24 protein-coding genes and 1 pseudogene are annotated in these 20,306 nt (G+C 45.3%); 6 read left to right on the plus strand and 19 right to left on the minus strand.

The window, feature by feature from the left end:
• Positions 1–193: 193 nt before the first annotated feature.
• A complete protein-coding gene (locus tag ACSTTG_RS12120) occupies positions 194–1,171 on the plus strand; it encodes a helix-turn-helix domain-containing protein (protein WP_438474983.1) in 978 nt (325 codons plus the stop codon).
• Positions 1,172–1,241: 70 nt separating this feature from the next.
• On the opposite strand, the gene ACSTTG_RS24240 is transcribed toward ACSTTG_RS12120, so the two are convergent.
• Together ACSTTG_RS24240 and ACSTTG_RS12125 are read right to left on the minus strand one after the other, a co-directional pair.
• The gene (locus tag ACSTTG_RS24240) at positions 1,242–1,313 is read right to left on the minus strand and encodes a hypothetical protein (protein ID WP_497583938.1); all 72 of its coding nucleotides are present in this window, start codon (positions 1,311–1,313) and stop codon (positions 1,242–1,244) included.
• Positions 1,307–1,549 (minus strand): gamma-glutamylcyclotransferase, encoded by a 243-nt coding sequence (locus ACSTTG_RS12125; protein ID WP_497583915.1) that lies wholly within the window; start codon positions 1,547–1,549, stop codon positions 1,307–1,309. Before ACSTTG_RS12125 ends, ACSTTG_RS24240 begins: the two co-directional genes overlap by 7 nt.
• A gap of 180 nt (positions 1,550–1,729) precedes the next feature.
• On the opposite strand from ACSTTG_RS12125, the gene dkgB reads away from it, so the two are divergent.
• On the plus strand, positions 1,730–2,527 hold the full coding sequence (gene dkgB, locus ACSTTG_RS12130) for a 2,5-didehydrogluconate reductase DkgB (RefSeq protein ID WP_438474984.1): 798 nt from the start codon (positions 1,730–1,732) through the stop codon (positions 2,525–2,527).
• Positions 2,528–2,601: 74 nt separating this feature from the next.
• On the opposite strand, the gene ACSTTG_RS12135 is transcribed toward dkgB, so the two are convergent.
• The 6 genes from ACSTTG_RS12135 to ACSTTG_RS12160 form a co-directional block, all read right to left on the minus strand.
• Positions 2,602–2,928 carry a zinc ribbon domain-containing protein YjdM gene (locus ACSTTG_RS12135; protein ID WP_438456869.1) on the minus strand — a complete coding sequence of 109 codons (327 nt, stop codon included), beginning with the start codon at positions 2,926–2,928 and terminating at the stop codon, positions 2,602–2,604.
• Positions 2,929–3,027: 99 nt separating this feature from the next.
• A complete protein-coding gene (locus tag ACSTTG_RS12140; protein WP_438474985.1) occupies positions 3,028–3,435 on the minus strand; it encodes a GFA family protein in 408 nt (135 codons plus the stop codon).
• A gap of 202 nt (positions 3,436–3,637) precedes the next feature.
• Positions 3,638–3,886, minus strand: a complete 249-nt coding sequence (locus tag ACSTTG_RS12145; protein ID WP_438456867.1) for a DUF3297 family protein — start codon at positions 3,884–3,886, stop codon at positions 3,638–3,640.
• Between the two features lie 124 nt (positions 3,887–4,010).
• Positions 4,011–4,643 (minus strand): hypothetical protein, encoded by a 633-nt coding sequence (locus ACSTTG_RS12150; protein WP_438474986.1) that lies wholly within the window; start codon positions 4,641–4,643, stop codon positions 4,011–4,013.
• Positions 4,644–4,813: 170 nt separating this feature from the next.
• The gene (locus tag ACSTTG_RS12155) at positions 4,814–5,209 is read right to left on the minus strand and encodes a GFA family protein (RefSeq protein WP_438474987.1); all 396 of its coding nucleotides are present in this window, start codon (positions 5,207–5,209) and stop codon (positions 4,814–4,816) included.
• Between the two features lie 326 nt (positions 5,210–5,535).
• Positions 5,536–7,269 carry a hypothetical protein gene (locus ACSTTG_RS12160; protein ID WP_438474988.1) on the minus strand — a complete coding sequence of 578 codons (1,734 nt, stop codon included), beginning with the start codon at positions 7,267–7,269 and terminating at the stop codon, positions 5,536–5,538.
• Between the two features lie 482 nt (positions 7,270–7,751).
• On the opposite strand from ACSTTG_RS12160, the gene ACSTTG_RS12165 reads away from it, so the two are divergent.
• On the plus strand, positions 7,752–8,219 hold the full coding sequence (locus ACSTTG_RS12165; protein ID WP_438457582.1) for a DM13 domain-containing protein: 468 nt from the start codon (positions 7,752–7,754) through the stop codon (positions 8,217–8,219).
• 83 nt (positions 8,220–8,302) lie between these two features.
• On the opposite strand, the gene ACSTTG_RS12170 is transcribed toward ACSTTG_RS12165, so the two are convergent.
• Positions 8,303–9,058, minus strand: coding sequence for a ribonuclease H1 domain-containing protein (locus ACSTTG_RS12170; RefSeq protein ID WP_438456863.1), 756 nt, complete (start codon positions 9,056–9,058; stop codon positions 8,303–8,305).
• Between the two features lie 74 nt (positions 9,059–9,132).
• Positions 9,133–9,354, minus strand: coding sequence for a VF530 family protein (locus ACSTTG_RS12175; RefSeq protein ID WP_438456862.1), 222 nt, complete (start codon positions 9,352–9,354; stop codon positions 9,133–9,135).
• A gap of 159 nt (positions 9,355–9,513) precedes the next feature.
• Between ACSTTG_RS12175 and ACSTTG_RS12180 the strand changes: the two genes are divergently transcribed.
• Entirely contained in the window at positions 9,514–9,990 is a 477-nt protein-coding gene (locus ACSTTG_RS12180) for a peroxiredoxin (RefSeq protein ID WP_438457581.1), read from the plus strand.
• A 103-nt stretch (positions 9,991–10,093) separates the two neighbouring features.
• Here ACSTTG_RS12180 and ACSTTG_RS12185 read toward each other — a convergent pair whose 3' ends face one another.
• A complete protein-coding gene (locus ACSTTG_RS12185; RefSeq protein ID WP_438456861.1) occupies positions 10,094–10,774 on the minus strand; it encodes an HAD family hydrolase in 681 nt (226 codons plus the stop codon).
• 712 nt (positions 10,775–11,486) lie between these two features.
• Positions 11,487–11,795: a DUF3634 family protein gene (locus ACSTTG_RS12190; RefSeq protein ID WP_438456860.1), complete on the minus strand. Its 309-nt coding sequence runs from the start codon at positions 11,793–11,795 to the stop codon at positions 11,487–11,489.
• A gap of 278 nt (positions 11,796–12,073) precedes the next feature.
• Here ACSTTG_RS12190 and ACSTTG_RS12195 point away from each other — a divergent pair, with 278 nt between their 5' ends.
• On the plus strand, positions 12,074–12,475 hold the full coding sequence (locus tag ACSTTG_RS12195) for a YkgJ family cysteine cluster protein (RefSeq protein WP_438456859.1): 402 nt from the start codon (positions 12,074–12,076) through the stop codon (positions 12,473–12,475).
• A gap of 188 nt (positions 12,476–12,663) precedes the next feature.
• On the opposite strand, the gene ACSTTG_RS12200 is transcribed toward ACSTTG_RS12195, so the two are convergent.
• The 7 genes and pseudogenes from ACSTTG_RS12200 to ACSTTG_RS12230 all read right to left on the minus strand — a co-directional run bounded on the left by ACSTTG_RS12200 (position 12,664) and on the right by ACSTTG_RS12230 (position 18,087).
• The gene (locus tag ACSTTG_RS12200; RefSeq protein ID WP_438474989.1) at positions 12,664–13,143 is read right to left on the minus strand and encodes a hypothetical protein; all 480 of its coding nucleotides are present in this window, start codon (positions 13,141–13,143) and stop codon (positions 12,664–12,666) included.
• A 284-nt stretch (positions 13,144–13,427) separates the two neighbouring features.
• Positions 13,428–15,086 (minus strand): putative transporter, encoded by a 1,659-nt coding sequence (locus ACSTTG_RS12205; RefSeq protein WP_438474990.1) that lies wholly within the window; start codon positions 15,084–15,086, stop codon positions 13,428–13,430.
• A gap of 246 nt (positions 15,087–15,332) precedes the next feature.
• Positions 15,333–16,013, minus strand: a complete 681-nt coding sequence (locus tag ACSTTG_RS12210; protein ID WP_438474991.1) for a hypothetical protein — start codon at positions 16,011–16,013, stop codon at positions 15,333–15,335.
• 30 nt (positions 16,014–16,043) lie between these two features.
• Complete coding sequence (locus ACSTTG_RS12215; protein ID WP_438474992.1) at positions 16,044–16,250, minus strand: hypothetical protein; 207 nt, start codon at positions 16,248–16,250, stop codon at positions 16,044–16,046.
• A 162-nt stretch (positions 16,251–16,412) separates the two neighbouring features.
• Positions 16,413–17,129 (minus strand): LysR family transcriptional regulator substrate-binding protein, encoded by a 717-nt coding sequence (locus ACSTTG_RS12220; RefSeq protein ID WP_438475031.1) that lies wholly within the window; start codon positions 17,127–17,129, stop codon positions 16,413–16,415.
• Positions 17,130–17,168: 39 nt separating this feature from the next.
• Positions 17,169–17,357, minus strand: a pseudogene (locus tag ACSTTG_RS12225) (helix-turn-helix domain-containing protein); the annotation flags it as partial.
• Positions 17,358–17,403: 46 nt separating this feature from the next.
• Entirely contained in the window at positions 17,404–18,087 is a 684-nt protein-coding gene (locus tag ACSTTG_RS12230) for a hypothetical protein (RefSeq protein WP_438474993.1), read from the minus strand.
• A 586-nt stretch (positions 18,088–18,673) separates the two neighbouring features.
• On the opposite strand from ACSTTG_RS12230, the gene ACSTTG_RS12235 reads away from it, so the two are divergent.
• Positions 18,674–20,245, plus strand: a complete 1,572-nt coding sequence (locus tag ACSTTG_RS12235; protein ID WP_438474994.1) for a polysaccharide lyase 6 family protein — start codon at positions 18,674–18,676, stop codon at positions 20,243–20,245.
• Positions 20,246–20,306: the final 61 nt, after the last annotated feature.

A 20,306-nucleotide genomic window follows, 5' to 3' on the forward strand; every position in this document is an offset into this window, starting at 1 on the left:
ACCGACAACGCCGTATTGACACGGGTTTATCAGTTACAGCGCTGTCGGATGGCCAGAATAATAGGATCAATCCACTGGCGTCGTTAGGTCACCTGATGACAAATTATCATCTTGAAACCACCAACTCGTCTGTAATCAGTCTGCACATGCTAATATTTAGCCAAGCACACCAAACTAGAAACCAAGAGTCATCGTGAGAGCCTCATCAGAAACTGCAACGCTGCTGGTTACATCGAGTATCAATATCGCACCGCATATTGAGTATTGTGAGAAAAAAGGACTCGACTGGCGAAGTGTGGCCAAAGAGTGTGAGCTGCCCATCGAACTGATGGTGAATAACCAATGGCTACCCACCCGGGATTTGATGCGTTTTATCCACCAGCTTGATGTACGCTTTGGGCCTCAAATCGGCTTTGAGATCGGTCTATCGGCGACCGTCGAACAGCTGCTGCCGCAACTGGCCAGTGAGCTCAACGATTGTAATAGCTTAGAAAATGCGCTTTTGCGCCTGAGCGTGACCCTGTCCAATTTGACCAGCCATGTGTGCATCTGGACGGAATATCGTGACGGGAAGTGGTGGCTCTGCCATCGAGATAATGCCTCAAGGTCACATATCAAGGGCTTTACCCAAGGCGAGTGGTTTCGCATGCTGGCGATGATTGGTTTTTGCCGCCGCTACCTTGGCAAGGATTGGCTGCCAGACAAGGCTGAGTTGGTCTCGGGCTGGCGTAACCCTGAGGTATTACCTAAATCCTTTAAGTGCACAGCGATTGAGTATGAGTGCGAGGTTGGGGCCTTTACTGTCCCACTTGCCGATGATTACCAGCCGATTGCCTTTCATCAATCCGAGCTTGGTTGGCACAACGCCATCAAGCGGCTGGTTACAGCCTATGCCATCCTCCCGTGGTTCAGTGTCGAATGGTTTGCCGATATGATTGGCATGACCACCCGAACCTTGCAGCGTAACTTAAAACGCGAAGGCATGACATTCAAAACCCTCAGAGATGAGGCGCGCGCCGATCACGCTAAGCGCTTACTCACCCAGACTCAACTGCCGGTTCAGGAGATCTGCTGGTTAGTGGGGTATAACGATTTGAGTAACTTTAATCGAGCGTTTAAAGGCTGGACCGGTGTGACCGCCCCGATGTACCGCCGAACTGCTGTGAAATGACAGAAACTAAGGTCTTTCGACCTGTGTGGGTGTTAACAGAGCGGCGCCACCTCTTACTTGGCATGGATGCTCAAACGGATTTCAAAACATAAACATAGGCTTGGCGCTGTTCACCCGTCAGCAGTTCAACAGTGGTCAGCATTCTTTGGTACCCGTCTCCCTCAAAGGCGTCCAATTCGGCGAAGAAAATAGATACCCCTGGATGCGCTCACCACGGTCAATAAGCTCCAAGCCCGGATATCCCATGGCTGCACCCCACCCGCTGTCGTGCAGTCGACCAGTAACAAATGCTTTTTTCCAAGTACCCCCAATGTTGTTTAGTACTTGCTCGTTTGGGCAACCTAGCGCTAAGGTGCCATAGACAAAAAGATGATCCATAGGCGATTTGAGATTGTGTTAAGGATTAATCAGATGAGAACCTTTTGAGTATAGCCAAGGCAATTTTGAACGGTTAATGGGTTGTATCGCCGCATACAATTGATCGCTGTGACTTTACCTCTGGTCTTAGACGATGCAAACTGCTAATCGAATAAACAATAACAACATTAGGAGAACCCTATGACTGTCCCAGCATTTGGCGTCGGCACCTTCCGCCTAAAAGAGCAAGTCGTGATAGACTCAGTCACCAACGCCCTTGAACTTGGCTACCGCGCGATTGATACGGCGCAGATTTACGATAATGAGGCCGAGGTCGGGCAAGCGATTGCTGACAGTGGCATTGCGCGTGAAGAACTCTACATCACGACAAAAGTCTGGGTCGACAAGCTCAACAAGGATGACCTTATCCCGAGTTTAAAAGAAAGCTTAGCCAAACTGAAAACCGACTACGTCGACCTGACGTTAGTTCACTGGCCAGGAGAAGGCACGCAAATCAGCGAATATATGCCTGAGCTTCTAAAGGCGAAAGAGCTTGGTTTGACTAAAGAGATTGGCGTATCAAACTTTAATATCGACCTGATTGAGCAAGCGGCAGAGGTGGTTGGTATGGAGCACATCGCAACCAATCAAGTGGAACTCAGTCCGTATCTGCAAAACCGTAAGCTGGTCGATTTCATGCAGAAAAATAACATCAAGGTCACGTCATACATGACACTGGCCTACGGTAAGGTACTGCAAGATGAAACCATTCAAGAGATTGCCACAGCGCGCGGCGCAACACCAGCGCAGGTTGCACTGGCTTGGGCAATGCACAAAGATATCGCGGTGATCCCGTCATCAACCAAGCGTGAGAACCTTGAAAGTAACTTGGCCGCCACCAAGCTTGAACTTACTGAGCAAGAAATCGCGCAGATCGACGCTCTAGAGCGCAATGGTCGCGAGGTAGATCCTAAAGGGCTTGCACCTGTCTGGGACTAATCCGTCCGGAACTGCCCGTCGGGAACTAAACAAACTGTCGCGATCTTAGAGGCTAAGATCGCGGCTCACTGGCATTAGGCCTTTTTAACGAATTGCGCCGTCACCATCATCTCCCCCGCGCCATCGACTTTGCAATCCAACTGATGATCTTTGCCGTCTTGGATGCGACGTACAATTGCTTTGGTGCCGATCTTTAGGATCATTGAACTACCCTTGACCTTAAGATCTTTGGCTAGCGTGACCTTGTCGCCTTCTGATAGCAGGGTGCCATTAGAATCTTTGACTTTCGGGCTCACATCCTCATCAGGGTTCCACTCGTGGGCACACTCAGGACACACGAGTTGGCTTTGATCTTGATAAACGTATTCAGATTGACAGTTTGGGCATGGAGGCAGTGACATAACAACACACTAGTTAACATTCAAAAGGGATATACTACTGACTCTCTGAGTATGATTCCAGTTGCGTGTTACCCCCGCCTACACTCATCAAAGCATGTTCTAAAGCTTGTCAGGATGGCCGAGAAACTGCACCAAATCATCGTTCAATTGCAGCCAAGGCGCCTTATCTGCCGCATAAATATGAAAGCTTGGTGCCTGACTTGGCGCATCATCCAGCACACCAAGGCGGATGTTGTAACGCTGCGTATCGGACTTGATAGAAAACAGACTAGAGCCACAGGTCTTACAGAAAGCTAAGGTCGTGGCCGGAGTTTTCTGATAATAAGTAATGGACGCTTCACCGCGCAAGAGCGCAAACTTCTCGGCGCTAATCCCACCTGCCGATGAGTAATCTGAACCGGTAAATTTACGGCACTCAGAGCACAAACAATTACCCACATAATCAAAGTCGTCATCGACGCTAAACGCCACCGCACCACATAGACAAGAGCCGGTTAATTTCTTCATCATGGTCTCCCAATTTCAATCGCTGATAGCAGAGATAGTATCAGTAAAATTGGGGCTTTGAGTGGCGCAAATATTAAGTTACACAAATTCTGGGTGCGAGTGAGCAGCTTGACAGCAAAGGGCACTGATAGGGCAAGAATAACAAGGAGAGGGTGAGCTATCAGCCCCCAAAACTCTGAAACTTTTGAGGGCTGTGAAAGGGTTACTTGTAGAATGCCTCTACTTCACCTTTCAGTTTGATCAGCATCGGCTGACCCCAACGGTCTTTTGCCTTTGGTGAAGGGATTTTCACCCAACCTTCGCTGATGCAGTACTCTTCAACGTCGTTACGCTCTTTACCGTTTAGACGAATACCAATGTGGTGCTCGAAACATTCAGCCACGTGGAATGGGCTACGCGGGTTGCCCGCTAGGCGATCGGGTAAAGTTGGTTTTGCGTTGTTGTCACTCATAGTTTGAACCTGAGATTGATAATAAAAACGTCATTCTAGTCAAAGCCGGGCCAAGCCTCAACCGTCACTGAGTGAGTTGCTGCAAACTTTATCCGATCATGGCTCTGAAATGTTGATAAGCGACTTACCCGTTGGCGCTCAGTAACTGCTTAGGGCCAATCGACGCATACTTTTCGATAAACTTGATGGCACTCTCAAGGCTGGCGAACTCATTTTTAAAGGATTGGTTTGTGTCTGCGAAGTATTTCATCCTTACCACATAACTTTCCTGCTCCATGATCAGATCAACTTTGATGTTTTTATTGCCAGTCGTGTGGTTTGCAATCAGATGGCCATGGATGCTGAGTGCGCCCATCAACTGCTCAAGTAAGGCTTGCTCTTCTCTCATCCTCCAGATTTCGTTATTAGGCTCAGAGTAGCGATACAGCCCGAACAATAACGGCGCGTTCAACAACCAAGTAACGAGATAAACGATTACCTCTAAGAGTCGCACCCCATCAATAAACATCACAGAGAGAAGAAGTAAGGTGCCGGTATGGAAATAAAATAGATTACGCCATGCATTGGGTGAAAACAGGCGAAACTGTAGCGCATAGCCAATTAGACCCGAGGCACTGATTAACACCAGCACCGCACTCATGATGCCTAAGACAGTGGGGTAGCCTTGCTCAACTTGAGCAGACAGACCATAGAGTGACAAGGCTATCCAGCAGACGATATAGGCGATAAAAGCCCGCTTTTTAATTCGACAATTCATGGCGACTCTCGACTTGGTTGACGGCTATATTAAGCCCATGTTTCTATCAACCTAGTACTGAGCTATCCGCGCTTCCAAACTGCCCTATCAGTTCCAGACCAAAATGCGAGTTGCCTCTAGCCTACTTGCAATATCGTGTGAAGTTTTGACCACAGTTTACAACTAAAACCTCACTGGCTACGCTCAACCTCTTTACTCTTGTGCGCAAGCGTATGTGCGTGTTGCTCCCAGTTCTGTCCATCAAAATCGGTAATATTGATTTTCTTAATTGGCGTATCAATGCAGTTCACGTTCACATCGATACCATCTGGATTCGAGCGTGGGATATAGAAGGGTTTAATACCACACTCTCGGCAGAAGTAGTGCTGCGCCACGTTAGAGTTGAAGGTATAAACACTCAAACTCTCTCTCCCTGCGATAAGGGTAAACTTGGAACTGGGCACTATAAAGTGCAAATAGCCCGATTTTTTACACACTGAACAGTTACACAGATCCGCCTCAATCACCTCCGGCGCTTCAACACTAAACTGCACCTGACCGCAGTGACAACTTCCGATGTATTTCATTTTTCCCTCTATCAAATCTAATGGTGAACACTTTTACCCCGCTGAGTGTGCAGCAGAAAAAGCCCCCCCTCAATTGAAGAATGAGCAAAATTAGAAAAAACATCTTGAATTTAGTGCTTAACAGCTTACCAAGTGTTGTTTTGACTATAGTTAGGATAGATAACCCCTGGGGTATGTACGCATCACACCACTCAGCAATTAAACATGCAGATTCTCAATCGGTCCTCGAATAGATTTTATTTCAATTCGTGAAGGCTAAACAAAGTTGTAAATAAAAAAGGAGCACAAATGGTGCTCCCTTTACTGTTTCCGACTAAAAAGTGAGGTTAATCTATCATTGCCAAGCGCTTTTTCAGCTCAGGAAGGCGAGTTTGGAACAATTTAATCTTGTCCAACATCGGAGCGAAGACTGCTTGGCGACGCTTGTTGTTTTGAAAGATGTTAATGCTGCCCATAACAATGCCCCATGCTGTAGCCAGAACAAGTAATCCAATACTCAAACCTGCCATCGCAGAGGAGTTCGTCATCAACGAACCAACGACACCCAATGCTGCCAAAAAGCCAATTCCTTTTAGATTACTGATGCTGCGCCCATCATCGTAAGCCATGAACGACTGTTTCACCGGAAGATGAATTTCTTTCTCTTGGCTTACATTGTATGCGTACTCAATGTTGTATAGGTTGGTTTCGTCATCAAACTCCGCACTGGTGTCAGCCAAAGCTAGCCAATCACCAGGATCTACACCGCGGGTAATATGCTCGGCGAACGTAAAGGTGTAAGTGCTGCCATCAGCCAGGCGACCAATAACCTCACTAGATATCGTTGCGCTACGATGTCGGCTTGTCTTGGTGCTGTATGTCGAGTGACTGTGGCCATAGCGATTGTAGTGTTTGGTCTCATAGGTCGTCGTCGTCGTGACATCAGAAACATCGCTTGAAATTTCAGTGTCGATAATTTTAACCAAGAGAAACTCTGATGTCACTTTTGCACTCGAGTTACGTGCTAAGCTGCGCTTATGTAAATAATCCGCGCTGAGCTTTACTGAGTTTTCCTCAAGCACTGCCATCTGAATATCTTTGACTGATAATGGCGTGACATTGTTGCTTGGCAGCTCACTCTCAAGCGCCTCAACGACTTGATGGTCACCCTCCTCTGCTACCGGTGCTAGCCCAGTATCAGAGTGGTCGATAAGCTTCACATCTTCGCTTTCGATGAGTGCTTGGGATACTTGCGCCTGCTGATTTCCACAGTGCACACAGTATTGATTCTCGGTTGAAATTCGCTGAGAACAGTGGATACAGATAACATCACTTTCATGCTGTGGCCGCGCAACCTCTCCGTAGCCTAAATCTTCTCTGGTAACATTAAGGATTTCACCTAACGCCTCATTAAGATCTGCATGCCGCTCTAGCGCCTTAGTGTGTTTTTTGCCGTTATTGACAAACTCCCAGATAGCAATCGCTAGCGCACCAACTACCGCAACAACCGCCGTAGTATCTATTGGCATGTTCTGCCAAAATGCCAGTACAACCATGGCACCTAAAAACAGCTTCCACCATAAGGTTCCTGGCTTGCTCGGCTGCTCACTATATCTGGCCTCAATACTGCTGCGTTGCTCGCTCTCACGATGCACCACTATGCAGGACATAAGGTCGTTGTTGGTTACTTTCTCGCGCGCTTCGCGCTCTTGAACCTTGTGTAATAAAGTCACACCCTTTGGCTCGACTAAAGTCAGGATATCGCCCTTTTTCACATCAGCGCAGTAGTCACCCTCTGCAGAAATTGAGAACTGATGAGTCTGTTTCTGCTCATCTAATACTGTTAGCCACCAATAAGCACTCTGAATTGAAGAGCTTGATGACTTATTAAGGCGCTTATAATAATAGGCTGAGATCACCTCACCAGTGATAATTGTAGCCTGTAGGTAATGCTTTTTGATTTTCTCTACACTCTCCGGTAAGACGTTGGTTATCGTCAAGCGCTCTTTATCAGCCACCATATCGCCACATTGACCGCAAAAAACATCCCCTTTGTAGGTGGGAACATTACAATGTTGCATACTTAAATATCCTTCAAATTTTTTATAATTAATTATTGAAAATAAATAACCTCGAGCACCCATGCTGTAAAAGCAATGAGTATTGAATAGTCTGAAATTGGTCTATCAATGATTATTTACCGCCAACGGATATAGAATACCATGCAATAAAACAACAAATATTACTCATCAAAAAATATATGTAACACCATGTATATGTAGCACGTCGCATTGGTAGTAAGGTTTTGAGAGAGCCAAGTTCAAAAAACAAAAACTCTCGAGGTATCAACTAAACAAAATGAGCCGCGCCTGAAGAAGATTGATAGTTCCCACTAAGTAGATACTGATCTGGCAAGTGTGAATCATGCTGGATATCACCCATAGATCACTTTGCAATCATCGCGCTTCTTTACCGGAAAAAAATGCCCTTAACCCAACGGCTAACTGTTGTTTTAGCTATAGTTAATCTAAATGACGTTGGTATAGTGCAGGAGGCTTTGATGATACGACTACTTGGTTTTACTCTTTCTCATTTGATAGCGCTGGCTATAGGCTTTGGACTGGGTGTTTATGCTCTGCCCATCCTCATCGCGCCAGAATCCCCGCCAGAATCTGCCATCAGTGCAGTACAAGCTAAGGCCCAATACACCGCAAAGTTTGATAAAGATCGCCAAGACAGTGATTTTCTTCATTGGGGAGAGGGTGTAGTCGCCGTTGCCAACGACAGCATTAGCTTTGTGGGGGAGTTAGCGCCAGGACCTGACTATAAAGCTTATCTCTCACCAGAGTTTATTGAGACTGAGGCAGAATTTCAGCGCCTCAAACCTTTAATGGTCCAAGTGGGTGATGTCAAAACCTTTAATCAGTTTATGTTGTCAATAAACGAGGATATCGACATTAACCAGTACAACACTGTAATAATCTGGTGCGAGAGCTTTGGTCAATTTATTACCTCTGGTCAATATCGATAGGGTAGTGTCCAGTTTATATTATCGCCATCGCCGATAGCACTTGGCTTAATATTAACAAGACACTCTAAGAATCAGATCTGGGGCTATCCGGCTCGTAATGCCATAATTTGGCTTATGTCGTCTGTTTCTGTGTATCGGGCGAGGTTGGGCTCACGCGATTGTATTGCTACGATGGACATTCTGTCAGCCAACTCATTGCCTTCAATGCCTACATGCCCATTGACGTGATGAATCGAGATTTGAGAAGCAATCTGCTGATACAGGGCATACATAGGTTTAATGATATCGAGGTTTTTTATCTCACCATCGGACTTGGTCCAGCCTTTTTTCTCCCAGCCAACAGCCCACTTAGTCAGGCAATCAATGGAATATCTTGAGTCACTGTAGATACCAACGCTATGCCCTTGTGACAGCTTCTCCTTAGCAAGCCGCAATGCCTGATTAAGTCCATGCAACTCAGCGGTGTTGTTGGTGCCGTGCGCTTGATACAGGCCATACCAAAGCTCACTAAGCGTTTGATCTTGGTATACGGCCAAGCCAGTGCCGGCTTCGCCAGGGTTAGGCTCACAAGCACCATCGGTAAAAATCTTAACCGTGTAGGGCATGGCGTCTATCTGACTTTGGGTCAGTGGTGTGGATTTTGGCTTGCTAGTCTTTGCTTTGGTCGTTGACGCCTTGAGCTTTGACGGGCGGCCAAACGCAGCCTGCGCCTCTTCTAGGCTTGGAAAAGACTTAAAGCGAGCCCCAGAAAAATTGTCTACTTGGGCTTTGCATTGAGCCCAAGTGGTAAAGATGCCGGTCTCGCGCCCTTGCCAAACAACGTAATATTTTTTAGCCAAACTGCGCTCCTTGAAAAACACTTGGGGGAGGATTCAAGCCCACATCTACGCAGTAGAATTGTGAGCCCCTTCTCTTACTGACAGAAAGTCTCGATGTAGAGCGCTTCTACCTTGTCGCGTGCCCACTGGGTTCTGCGTAAAAACTTCAAAGACGACTTGATGGAAGGGTTGTTGTAAAAGCAGTTAATTTGGATCTGTGCATCCAGTCCTTCCCACCCGTAGTGTTCGTGCAAGCGCACGAGCATCATCTCTAGGGTTACCCCATGTAATGGGTTGTTGGGTTGTTCTTGACTCATATTGGTTCCTGCTGGATGGCAATCTAAACCGCGAGTTTAGCAGAAGATGAACATGGATTTCACCCAAGCTCGATGCGGGTTTGTCAAAAACATCCAACTTGGTCTGATCGCGCTTTAGCCGCTACACTGATCACATCCAACGCGACAAGGGACGTGATGATGATTCAACAAGGCCAACCCATACCAACCGCGACACTCAGTGAACTCACCCAAGATGGCATGATCAGCCACAACACCGATGAATTATTTGCCAATAAGAAAGTCGTACTTTTCGCCGTGCCGGGTGCGTTTACACCGACCTGCTCTGAGGCGCACCTACCTGGCTATGTTGTTCTAGCCGATCAAATAAAAACGGCAGGCGTCGACCTGATAGCCTGTGTCGCCGTCAATGATGCCTTCGTGATGCAAGCCTGGGGCGAAGCTCAAAATGCCAGCGAGATAATGATGCTGGGCGACGGGGATGCCAGTTTCGCCAAAGCACTTGGGCTGGAGATGGATACCGCGGGCTTTGGTGGCACTCGCTCACAAAGATACGCCATGATCATCGACAATGGCATAGTGACCCAACTGAACGTTGAGCAGGGCCAAGAGTTTGAAGCCAGTAAGGCGGAAACTATCTTGGCGGCGCTGAGCTAATCCTCACCATCAATGAACCGAAGCGCTACATACCATGGCTATGTAGCGTTCTTGGCTCATTGATGACTTAAGCTTGCCTGTAGAGCTAAACCAAACTAAATCACTAATCGTTTGTCATCTTAGTAAATCGCGTGACTTGCTTGATTTCATCCATCACGTTGGCTTTTAGCGCCACATAATCAGCAAATCGGCTTACTTGGTACTGATCTGTCACCAGCATGGTCGACATACCGAGTGACCTCGCGCCCCAAATATCCGTCAGCTCTTTATCACTCACAAAAAGCGTACTAGAAGGGTGGCTCCCAGTACTGTTTAGCGCTATTTGAAAAGCTTGTTTGTTAGGTTTGCGATAACCGATATCCGAAGACCAGATAACTCGGTCAAAGTGAGCTGTAAGCCCCCTATTATCCAAGTCTTGCTGATAAACCTCGCTACACCCAACCACGTTGGCCAGCAGCACCGTTTTTAGCCCTTGGTTCTGCAATGCTTCAAGTAGTGGCAAGGTATAATCATACAGCTGACTATCAGCAACAAAGCGTTGGAGATGCTCTATACCAAGCTGCTCATCAAACGTTTGGCCATAGGTGGCGAAGGCCACTTGCCAAATTGATTGCCAATCCGGTTGAGAAGTGCTGCCAACTCGAGAGAAGTCGGCCAGATATCGCTCGATAAGTTGGCCAATTTGATAAGCCTGGCGACTTTCAGAGATATTGGCTAAAGCACTCGCCAAACACCCTCTTTGACAAAGGGTACCCTCATACTCAAATATCACAGTGTCATACATACGTCCCTGCCTCTTTGACTTAGTCCTTATGTAAGTGATTGTTACATATGCAAACTGAGCAAACTTTGAAGCAGCGCGACCAAACCGATTTCACTAGGCTTGCTAAGCAGCCAATGTCACAAGACGTGACCTCAAACACTTCCGCCAAGTAAGCTGTTTATCAACACGAGACTATCGCAGACTATCAAGACACCCATAAACTAGTTATCAGTGACTTAATTAACAAGACACCCATAATAAAAAGAGTGAACGAGGCACCCCAAAACTAACATCAGTAATTAACAGGACACCCATAATAAAGAGAGTGAACAAGGCACCCCAAAACTAACATGGAAAATTGATTTGCCGCCAAGTCCTCCAGATTCGGCTACCAATCTGTTGTGGCGGCGTGCAGAACGATACTATCTCAAGCGGTTGATTAGCTGAGGAAAAGGCGATGCTAGTGCGAGTAGCGTGTGTTTAGGTTTGGTGGTGTTCAGGCAAAAGTTATCAGGACACCCATCGAAAGTTAGCACCCATCGAAAGTTAGCAGCGAAAGTTAGCAGGACACCCATGATTGACAAATAAAAATAATTTGGTGTCAACTTGCCCAGATTAGACTCACAGTCTGTTTTAGCGGCGTGCAGGACGCCGCTATCGCAAGGGGTTGCTTAGCTGAGGAGAAGGCGATGCCTTATTAGTGCGGATAGCATATGCATGACTTTGGTAGTGTTCAGGCACGTCTACCATGTTTTTTACTACCACCACTGAACGGAAACACGTTGTGGATACGCTGCTTTACCTTAGATGGCACAGATTTAGAAAACACCAGCTTGGTCGTAAAGCGATTTTTGTACACCTTGACCTTACCCGAAAATGGTTGTTTGTGGGCAATCTCTTTGCAATCCGATAAAAAACCAGCTGGGATCCGACCTTTGTGGCTGGTGAGTTTTCCATCATCGAAAGTCAGTGTCATAACCGGTCGATCTTTAAACACCAGAACAGCGATAACTATTACGGCAAGGACAAGAACGTATTCCATTTTCGGCTCCTAACTAGTTGTTGTTCAAGGCTGATTCTACCAATAGAACCCAGCATAGCTCATTCATACCTTATAACATGTTTAACAGAATACGCTCGAACCTAGATAACCGCTCTGTGATCAGTATAACGCGGGCTGGTGATTGCCAGCTGGTGGCGGATTTATCAAGGCACCCATAACAGAATGATCAGCGATTTATCAGGACAGTCATAATAAATCATGTTTGATGGGCTATTGATGATACACTCACTCGACAACCCTCAACTGCAGAGCGCATCATGAAAGAATGTAATCAGTGTGGTAAGTGCTGTATCAAATACGGCAATGGTGACCTTGCTGCGACGCAGGAAGAGATCGATCTGTGGGAGCTTTTTAACCCTGATATCTTTGAGTACGTGCATCAAGGGAAAATCTGGTTTGACCCACAAACAAAGCAGCCGCTTGAACGCTGCCCCTTCCTCGAGCTCTCACCTAAGAAAACGCCTCAAGATAAAGACAAATACACCTGTAGCATCTACCTCGACCGACCAGAGGACTGCCGTCACTACCCAAGCCTTATCAACGAGATGGTACGTGATGAATGTGAGATGATAGAGGTCGTTGACCTTGAGAACCCTAAGAAAGCGCAACAGTTGTTAGACAAAATGATGAGCTCAAGTCGTCCTTCAAGTCACTCCTAGATGAGTGGGTGTTAAGCGATACAAAAAGCATGAGTTGATGACCCATTGAAACGTCAATGATATACCCAAGTAAACTCAGTTCGTATACCTCATCGCCATTATATTGGCTCCCTTCGGAAGAGTGTGCTCGGGTATATTATTCTTCAAACTTCTCACATCACTATAGTTTTCACTTAAAAACCACACTATCAATTGTTTTCTAATCGAGCATCATTTATGACACTGACCCACTCTTTAGCCTTGTCCGCATCATTTTCTAAACTAATAATCCCTCTTAACGATCCTTGATATTTCTCTCTATTTCTTTCTATTTGAACAAACGTATTTTCAACCAACTCAGCACTCCCATCCTCTAAAGAAAAGTTCTTTGACATCGTACTGCTAGTCGTTTGTTTAACCAACCCACCTAACAAACGCCGAAACATAAATTCAGCCTCTCTAATATACTTACTATCACCTGTCGATGTTGTAACAAGTAGAGCTTTTGCATCACCACCTTGACTATAAATATAATAAGCATATTTATTAGAGTCATTCATGTTACTTGGCGCTACGCGACGAATATTGCTTAAGTATATTTCCCCAGAGTCGGTGCCAATCCTACTCAATTCCGGTTTTAAGCCAAACTCCGATAGATACCGCTTTGCATCTTCAACACTCCAAGTCATTTCTCCCCACCTTAAATTCATACTAAACAAAATAATATAACAATACTACTTATCCTGTGACCTTATGCCATTTATAAAATAAAATTCCATAATTGAAATAAGCACTTGCAAACTTAGTATGCAAATTTACTCCATGACGCTAGATTAAAATAACAAACATTTGGCATTAAACATCAAGTATCAAGGACCAAAAGCAGACTTATAGAAAAGCTGTAAAACAGTTACCAACTTATAACTTATTTACCAAAAGATAAATCTGCATATTTACTCCTTCCAGCTAGTCGTTATCCCGCCCAAAGCGCGATTGCCAATAGCTGGGGTAACAGTATTCTTAAACACATAACTAACGGGTAGACTGTTGCGTATGAGAGGGCGGGAGCACCACTACTTGGATGTATACCGTTAGCAAAAGCCAATGCAGGAGGATCAGTCATCGCGCCCGCTAACATTCCACAAATAGTCAGATAATTTAAACCACCAAATATCCTCGCGAGAACGCCTATCGTAACCAGAGGAGTGAATGTGATCAGTACGCCATAGCCCATCCAAGATAGGCCATCACCCTTAACCAAAGTCTCAATAAAGCCTCCTCCCGATTTCAACCCTACGACCGCAAGAAAAAGGACGATCCCCATCTCTCTTAACGCTAAACTCGCACTGGGTGGCATAAACCAATAGAGTCGACCTATACTTCCGATTCTTGACAGAACCAATGCGACAAGCAAAGGCCCGCCTGCCAAGCCTAACTTAATCGCTGCAGGGAGTCCCGGTAGGTAAATGGGTAACGACCCGAGCAAGATTCCAAGACCAACCCCTAAGAAAATCGGCAGCATCTGAACCTGCTTTAACTTTTGCTTTGCGTTACCCAGGAGCTTGGCCGATGAGTCTATCGCCTCCTTGTGCCCAAGTAGGTTCAAAATATCACCGAACTGCAATTGAGTATCTGCATTGGGGACGAGCTCGACTCCAGCTCGGTTGATACGTGAAACAACGACATCATATTGGTCCTTCAGGCCTAACTCACTAATTTTCTTCCCAAGGACATTTTCATTGGTGACCACTATTTTTTGTGATCTCATTTCTGTTCCTTTGGTAGATAAATTCGCTTTGACCTCTTTGCCAATAACCATAGTCGCCTGATTCAGCGTGTTTTCGTCGCCAACCAAATGCAAGCAGTCGCTCACTTTTAAATGGGTTATTGGCTTGGGGATAATTAGCTCTTCACCACGCTTCAATCGTGAGCAAATGACCTCCCCTTTAATCAAACCAATTACCTCTGATAACTGAAGCCCCTCCAAGTTAGTATTTTGTAACTCAACATTTGCAGATAATAGTCCTTCCTTACTCTTACCACTATCTACTTCAAATTTGTCTGCCTCTTCAGCCACGTCAATTTTAAATACTAACCTTAACAGCCACATCGTGAGTAATATGCCACAAATACCAAATGGATAAGCGACCGCATACCCCATACCAGTAAGACCTATGGCCTCACTATTCATGCCTAACTCACTAAGAATCTGTTGACCAGCGCCAAGAGAGGGAGTATTGGTGACTGCACCAGAAAAAACCCCTAGAATAACGGCAAGTGGGACTTCAAAAATAGAATAAATAACAACAGAAACTAAGCCGCCCAAAGCGACGATTAATACAGCAAACCCGTTAAGCTTCATCCCTGAGCATCTCAATGATGCAAAGAAGCCAGGACCTACCTGGATACCAATAGTGTATACAAATAATATTAAACCGAACTCTTGAATAAAATGTAGGGTATGCAGATCAAGTTCGATATTAAGACCTTGGGCAAAATGACCAACAATTAACCCACCAAATAAAACCCCTCCAATTCCAAGACCGACGCCCCTTATCTTACAATTACCTATCCATAACCCTAGCACTGCAACCAGCGATAATAAGCTGATAGAGAGTGCAATATCACTCATTGTTCTACCTCCTATAGTTTTACTAAACTTTGATGGAAGCAGCTGTTTGATATTGATTTAGTCAAGCTCGGTAAGAACTGATTTCGCTTAAAAACGAAAGGAGTGGTTAGAGAGTTGGCGTACACATCTTAGTGTATTAGATCTGCTATCCAGTTTTAATGAGTAAACGTTACCACTATATTCCCCCCTGTGAATTGACCCAGCTCACACTTTAATTTCGAGTTAATAACATTGCTAAAAGTAATCTCAAGGCGCAGTTTTCGCAGGATTGGAGTGATTTGATGGTGCGCAGGCAACGTACACCCTAAAATAAGCGATACACGTCAGGATAATCGCAATTGAATCGGTCACTTCAGTAAGGCTTGCTGTCATGAGATACAGGATCGGTGACAATGCGCCCAAAAGCTGGCACACATAGCTAATCACCAACTGAGATCCCCAAATCAGTCCCGTAAGTAACATCAGTATCGCGGTATTCTCCTTGCTGTCGGCCCAGCTTTCCTCCAATGCAGCAAGCGGTCGTTGATTGTTCAACACGACCTCTAAGTCTGCAAACGCATAGCGAGCAGCCAAGTAGATCCCAGGGATGACAAAAACAAACAGCCCCGACACGACCGCGATACCTAAAATCGTATAAGTCACAAATAATCGAAACCAAAGACCTAAAGAGACAGACGGCTCAATAGATTGACCTGAAACTAAACTCGCCATTAGTTTTATTAACTGAGCCATCAGATAGATCTTTATTGAGCCAAAAATCATTAAATAGAATACGTAATTCCAAGCACTGTATTCTGGCAAGTTAAACGATAGCTCAGCCAATGGCCCGATGAGAGCCGTTACCATAATGAATGGGCCAAATATTTTAAAAATCGCGGAAAAGTTAGCGACAAAGAAGTACACACAATCAGAAATTAGCTTTTTCATAAAGTCTTTGGCTACTCACTGTGGAAAATGTTAAAAAGTGACACTCTTTTGGGTTTTCTGAGCACTACTCTGGCAACAATCACTGCTGTTTTTTTCAGATAAAACCGACCGTTTCTTAGGGAGGTAGAAGCCGCATGCCGGCCTGTTCGCCACGGTGGGCTGCTCCCATGCACCGCAGAGGTCCTTTTGGTTCTCTCGAGTTCTGGTGAATTGTCTACATTGCCCACAACGTTCCATCGCTTCACTTCCTGTGAGGATTGATATTTAATTATCCTGTCGTCTTAAAAAGCTCTTAAGTTAGTAATATATAACAATTCTGATTTGAGACAACAATCTAAACCCATATATACATTACTTATCAGCCCGATAATTTGAATGATAATAATACTATTATTAGGGCTATTTATTTTGCTCAATTGTCCCGTTGATGTGTTGAGCTAGGCTATTTTTTATTCGCTCCAAAATAGGAGCAGTATTGACATTAGCACGCACGTAACGTGGCAGGACGATACATAAATCGACACTGACTCCTTCAGGAGGAATCACAGGCAATGTGACCACTTGTGGGTGAAGGTGAGTAAATGATCCGAAGACAAAAGTGTACGCGTCGGAATTGGCTACCATTTGCTGCGCGATCGATATCGAATGGTATAACCCTTGCACCTCGCTTGCTAGACTATGTTTCAGAAACAACTGACGTAAATATTGGCTATCGTAATCAAACGACTTAACCGCGACGACTGGAAACGGATTTAGATCATGCCAGTGTATCGAAGGTAACTCGCTCAATGGGTGCTCGCGACGACAAATGATCATGGGTTGGAGCGTGGCAATCCGTTCAAAATAGACATCATTGTTGGGTTTAATCTGCTCATCGTAGGTGAACACCATATTCACCTTACCGCTGATTAAGTCAGATAGATAATCACTGGTAATGGGTCTGAACATTGGTCGAACTTTAGGCGCAACATCGGCAATCACCTGGCTCAGTGGCAGGGAAATAACCTCTAACACCTCGATCGGAGCGCTGATCGACACGTCGCCCTCCCAATCCTCTGGTTTAAACATCAGTGGATTAACCAACACCTCATTCAGCGCTTGTTGTAACAACGGCATACTTTTACCTAGCTCTACCGCAAGCAATGTAGGTCTTAGGTGATTCCCTTGGCGGACAAACAACCGATCACCAAAATACTCCCTTAATTTATTGAGAGACTTACTGATCGCGGGCTGAGAAAGGTGTAAAATTTCTGCGGCTCTTGTTGTGCTTGGCTCTTGGAGCAAGACATAAAGCACTTTTAGCAGATTAAAATCCAACTGCATCAATTTCGGGTGTAGGATCATAAAAATAAGCTCAAAAGGGGCAAATGCCCCTTAAGTATATTCAAGATCAAAATGCTTGCGTGACGTTGAACCAGATGTCGTTGTCGTTGTTAGAATGGATACGCATGGTCTGTGTTGGGCTAATGCGGTAGCCAAGTGCCATTTCTAGATAGAAATCACGAGTCTCTTCACCATCGAATCCATAGGTATATGCTGGGTTCATCATTAACCAGAAATCATCACTGATAGCGTATGTCGCGTAGACGTTCAGTGTCGCAATGGTGGTCGTTTCATGAACATCAACACCACCGATAGTATCCTCACTCCAGATAGCACCAGCAAGCAATGAAGGATACAAGGTCACTTTCTCACTCAGTGGTAGAACCTGCATCAAACCCGCGGCTGCCGTGTTGATCGCGACATCTTTCGAGCCCAATTCAAACTCATTGCGAGAAGCATCCACAAACAGACCAAGCCCTGTCGCGCCTGGGGTAAAGTAGCGAGTACGGAAATTATGTAAACCATCGTCATTACGGTATTCAACGATAGCCATGTGACCTCGTCCTTCCTCGGGTGTATAGCCAAATTGTCCATTAATTTGCATACCGTTGGTACCACCCTGAACACCAAAGGCCGTGTATACAGAAGTAGGGTCAGTCATATCAATAGCCTGAACGTCATGCTCATTTGAGGCGACGGCTAGGGTGCTGAAAAGAGCAAAAGGGACTAATAGGGTGCTTAGAAATTTCATCGGGTATTCCACTAGTTACAAAAACAAAAGCTAGTGAAATCCCTCTCTGTCTAGCAAGAGGGCGGGATATTACCGACCGCACAATTGTACAGCAAATGACTAATTTGCTTAGGTGGAATTACTCATGGTTATAACCCCTAACTGTATGAAAATCGCTCAAGGTATTCCGAGCCATATCTGAAAGCGACCATTGCCCTCAAAGATATAATAATACAATCCACTTTCTCTAGTGCAGAAGACGAGCGGCATCTGATGCTTCCTTTTATGCAGTGACAGCATCTTTTACCTCATAGACAAAGATGACTCACCCGCTCCACTAAGATGCATAATGCAATAAATATCAACAATTTAAGTGGGAAACCTTGACATATACTCAAAGTAAGCTCAGTCCAATAACTCGAGATGTAGAACTTTACAAGTATACGAATACCTCATTACATTTGTATTATTAAATTATATGACCAGAGCCACAAACTGGTTAAAAAGGGTGTGATCCGTGAACAATGCTGGCGAAAACAGACTTCCGAGGCATCTGACCTGTTGATAGGGTGGATTTCAACGTGAATCCCCCTACAAAGAGATACTTATGAAAAAGTCACCCGTTTTACTCGCTGTCAGTTCATTACTATTCGCAAGCAGTTTTGCTTATGCCGGAAATACCGAGCAAGTCACTCAGCCAACCATGGTCATGGTCGACCAAGGGGTGGCCATCGCTTCTATGCAAGAAGTTCAAGAGCTAAGAGAAAGCATTATCAACGCTCAAGATGGCGATGTGATCAACATTAAGCCTGGTCGTTATGCTGACTTGGGCCGTGTGACTCTCAACGCTAATAATGTCACGATTAAAGCGGACCAACCTGGCACTGTGATACTAAATGGCTCAGTCCAGTTTTTGATCCACGGTAATGATAACTTGATTGAGAGTTTAGTCTTTACCGATGGTGGTGCGATGCTCAGCACAGAGAGTCACGACGCTAACATCATGGGTGTGTTCGGTATCTTTGGTAAAAACAACACGCTAAACAACTCTGTGATCTACAAGTTCAATGATTATGAGTACATCCCGGATGAGAAAGGTAAATACCCTAACATCCGATGGGTCACTGTTGGTGGAGAAAACAACAAAATCACCAACAACACCTTCGAAGGTAAGTACAAGCGTGGTGCGATGCTGGTTGTTGCCACCTCTGATAAGTTAGAAAAAACCCTTATCGAAGGTAATATTTTCAAAGATTTGACTGCTCTTGATATTGAGCTTATCGAAAACTCTAATCCTAAAATGGCCAGAACCAACCGTAACGACAGACAAGCGATCAGAATCGGTGATAGCCACAACTCGCTATTTGACTCCCAGAGTATTGTAAGAAACAACTACTTCGATAACATCAGTGGCTATGTGGGTAAAAATGGCTCGGGAGAGATTGAACTCATTTCGGTTAAAGCGAGCGGTATCACCTTTGATGGCAACACGATCAAAAACAGTACCTCGATGATCTCGCTTCGACACGGTCACAACAACGTCGTCACCAACAATGTGATTTTGCCAGGCAACACGGCGAACTCGGGTGGTATCAGAATCTATGATGAGAATCATATCATTGAGAATAACTACATCGAAGGCACGCTAGGGCAAGGCACCTATCGCGGCGCACTGGTACTCAACACTGGTATTATCGATGTGGCGAATGGTGAAGTTCTGAGTAAAGACTCGACCGATGGAAAAACCTTGCAGAAGCAGTGGACGCCAAAAGATGTCGTGGTGAAGAACAATACACTGGTCAACAATACCCAGGGCATTTTTGGCAGTAATGCGATTCACCGCGTTAGCTTGACCGACGACTCTCGCGTCGAGACCATTTTCCCTGCGGTTGACACCTTGTTTGAAAACAACTTATCGATTGCAACCACTGAGGGCACAAACGCGTTCCGACAGTTTGAGGGTGAAAAATTCCAAATGGTTGGGTCTAAATTCGTCAATAACATCTTCTATGGTCAAATTGAAGGTTTGGGCGATGCTCTGCCAGAAGGGATCTCAACTGAGGCTCCAGCAAAAGTAAGAGATGAGCAGGGGCTAGTGAAAGCCGTTGGCACAGTTGGCGCAAGCAACCTAACGGTACTCAACGAAGATATGGTTGGCTCTACAATCAGCATTAACTAGTCGAACGATATCGGTATCCAAACACAAAGCGTGTCGTTCACTTTCCAGTGAACGACACGCT

The sequence above is a fragment of the Vibrio glycogenivorans genome (genome assembly GCF_051660965.1).
GTDB lineage: Bacteria > Pseudomonadota > Gammaproteobacteria > Enterobacterales > Vibrionaceae > Vibrio.

Bases quoted from the DNA above. Each gene is read 5' to 3' on its own strand.
- ACSTTG_RS12125 (WP_497583915.1), bottom strand. From the start codon at position 1,549: ATGGATCATCTTTTTGTCTATGGCACCTTAGCGCTAGGTTGCCCAAAC.
- dkgB (WP_438474984.1), top strand. From the start codon at position 1,730: ATGACTGTCCCAGCATTTGGCGTCGGCACCTTCCGCCTAAAAGAGCAA.
- ACSTTG_RS12135 (WP_438456869.1), bottom strand. From the start codon at position 2,928: ATGTCACTGCCTCCATGCCCAAACTGTCAATCTGAATACGTTTATCAA.
- ACSTTG_RS12140 (WP_438474985.1), bottom strand. From the start codon at position 3,435: ATGAAGAAATTAACCGGCTCTTGTCTATGTGGTGCGGTGGCGTTTAGC.
- ACSTTG_RS12145 (WP_438456867.1), bottom strand. From the start codon at position 3,886: ATGAGTGACAACAACGCAAAACCAACTTTACCCGATCGCCTAGCGGGC.
- ACSTTG_RS12150 (WP_438474986.1), bottom strand. From the start codon at position 4,643: ATGAATTGTCGAATTAAAAAGCGGGCTTTTATCGCCTATATCGTCTGC.
- ACSTTG_RS12155 (WP_438474987.1), bottom strand. From the start codon at position 5,209: ATGAAATACATCGGAAGTTGTCACTGCGGTCAGGTGCAGTTTAGTGTT.
- ACSTTG_RS12160 (WP_438474988.1), bottom strand. From the start codon at position 7,269: ATGCAACATTGTAATGTTCCCACCTACAAAGGGGATGTTTTTTGCGGT.
- ACSTTG_RS12175 (WP_438456862.1), bottom strand. From the start codon at position 9,354: ATGAGTCAAGAACAACCCAACAACCCATTACATGGGGTAACCCTAGAG.
- ACSTTG_RS12180 (WP_438457581.1), top strand. From the start codon at position 9,514: ATGATTCAACAAGGCCAACCCATACCAACCGCGACACTCAGTGAACTC.
- ACSTTG_RS12185 (WP_438456861.1), bottom strand. From the start codon at position 10,774: ATGTATGACACTGTGATATTTGAGTATGAGGGTACCCTTTGTCAAAGA.
- ACSTTG_RS12190 (WP_438456860.1), bottom strand. From the start codon at position 11,795: ATGGAATACGTTCTTGTCCTTGCCGTAATAGTTATCGCTGTTCTGGTG.
- ACSTTG_RS12195 (WP_438456859.1), top strand. From the start codon at position 12,074: ATGAAAGAATGTAATCAGTGTGGTAAGTGCTGTATCAAATACGGCAAT.
- ACSTTG_RS12200 (WP_438474989.1), bottom strand. From the start codon at position 13,143: ATGACTTGGAGTGTTGAAGATGCAAAGCGGTATCTATCGGAGTTTGGC.
- ACSTTG_RS12205 (WP_438474990.1), bottom strand. From the start codon at position 15,086: ATGAGTGATATTGCACTCTCTATCAGCTTATTATCGCTGGTTGCAGTG.
- ACSTTG_RS12210 (WP_438474991.1), bottom strand. From the start codon at position 16,013: ATGAAAAAGCTAATTTCTGATTGTGTGTACTTCTTTGTCGCTAACTTT.
- ACSTTG_RS12215 (WP_438474992.1), bottom strand. From the start codon at position 16,250: ATGGAACGTTGTGGGCAATGTAGACAATTCACCAGAACTCGAGAGAAC.
- ACSTTG_RS12220 (WP_438475031.1), bottom strand. From the start codon at position 17,129: ATGCCGTTGTTACAACAAGCGCTGAATGAGGTGTTGGTTAATCCACTG.
- ACSTTG_RS12230 (WP_438474993.1), bottom strand. From the start codon at position 18,087: ATGAAATTTCTAAGCACCCTATTAGTCCCTTTTGCTCTTTTCAGCACC.
- ACSTTG_RS12235 (WP_438474994.1), top strand. From the start codon at position 18,674: ATGAAAAAGTCACCCGTTTTACTCGCTGTCAGTTCATTACTATTCGCA.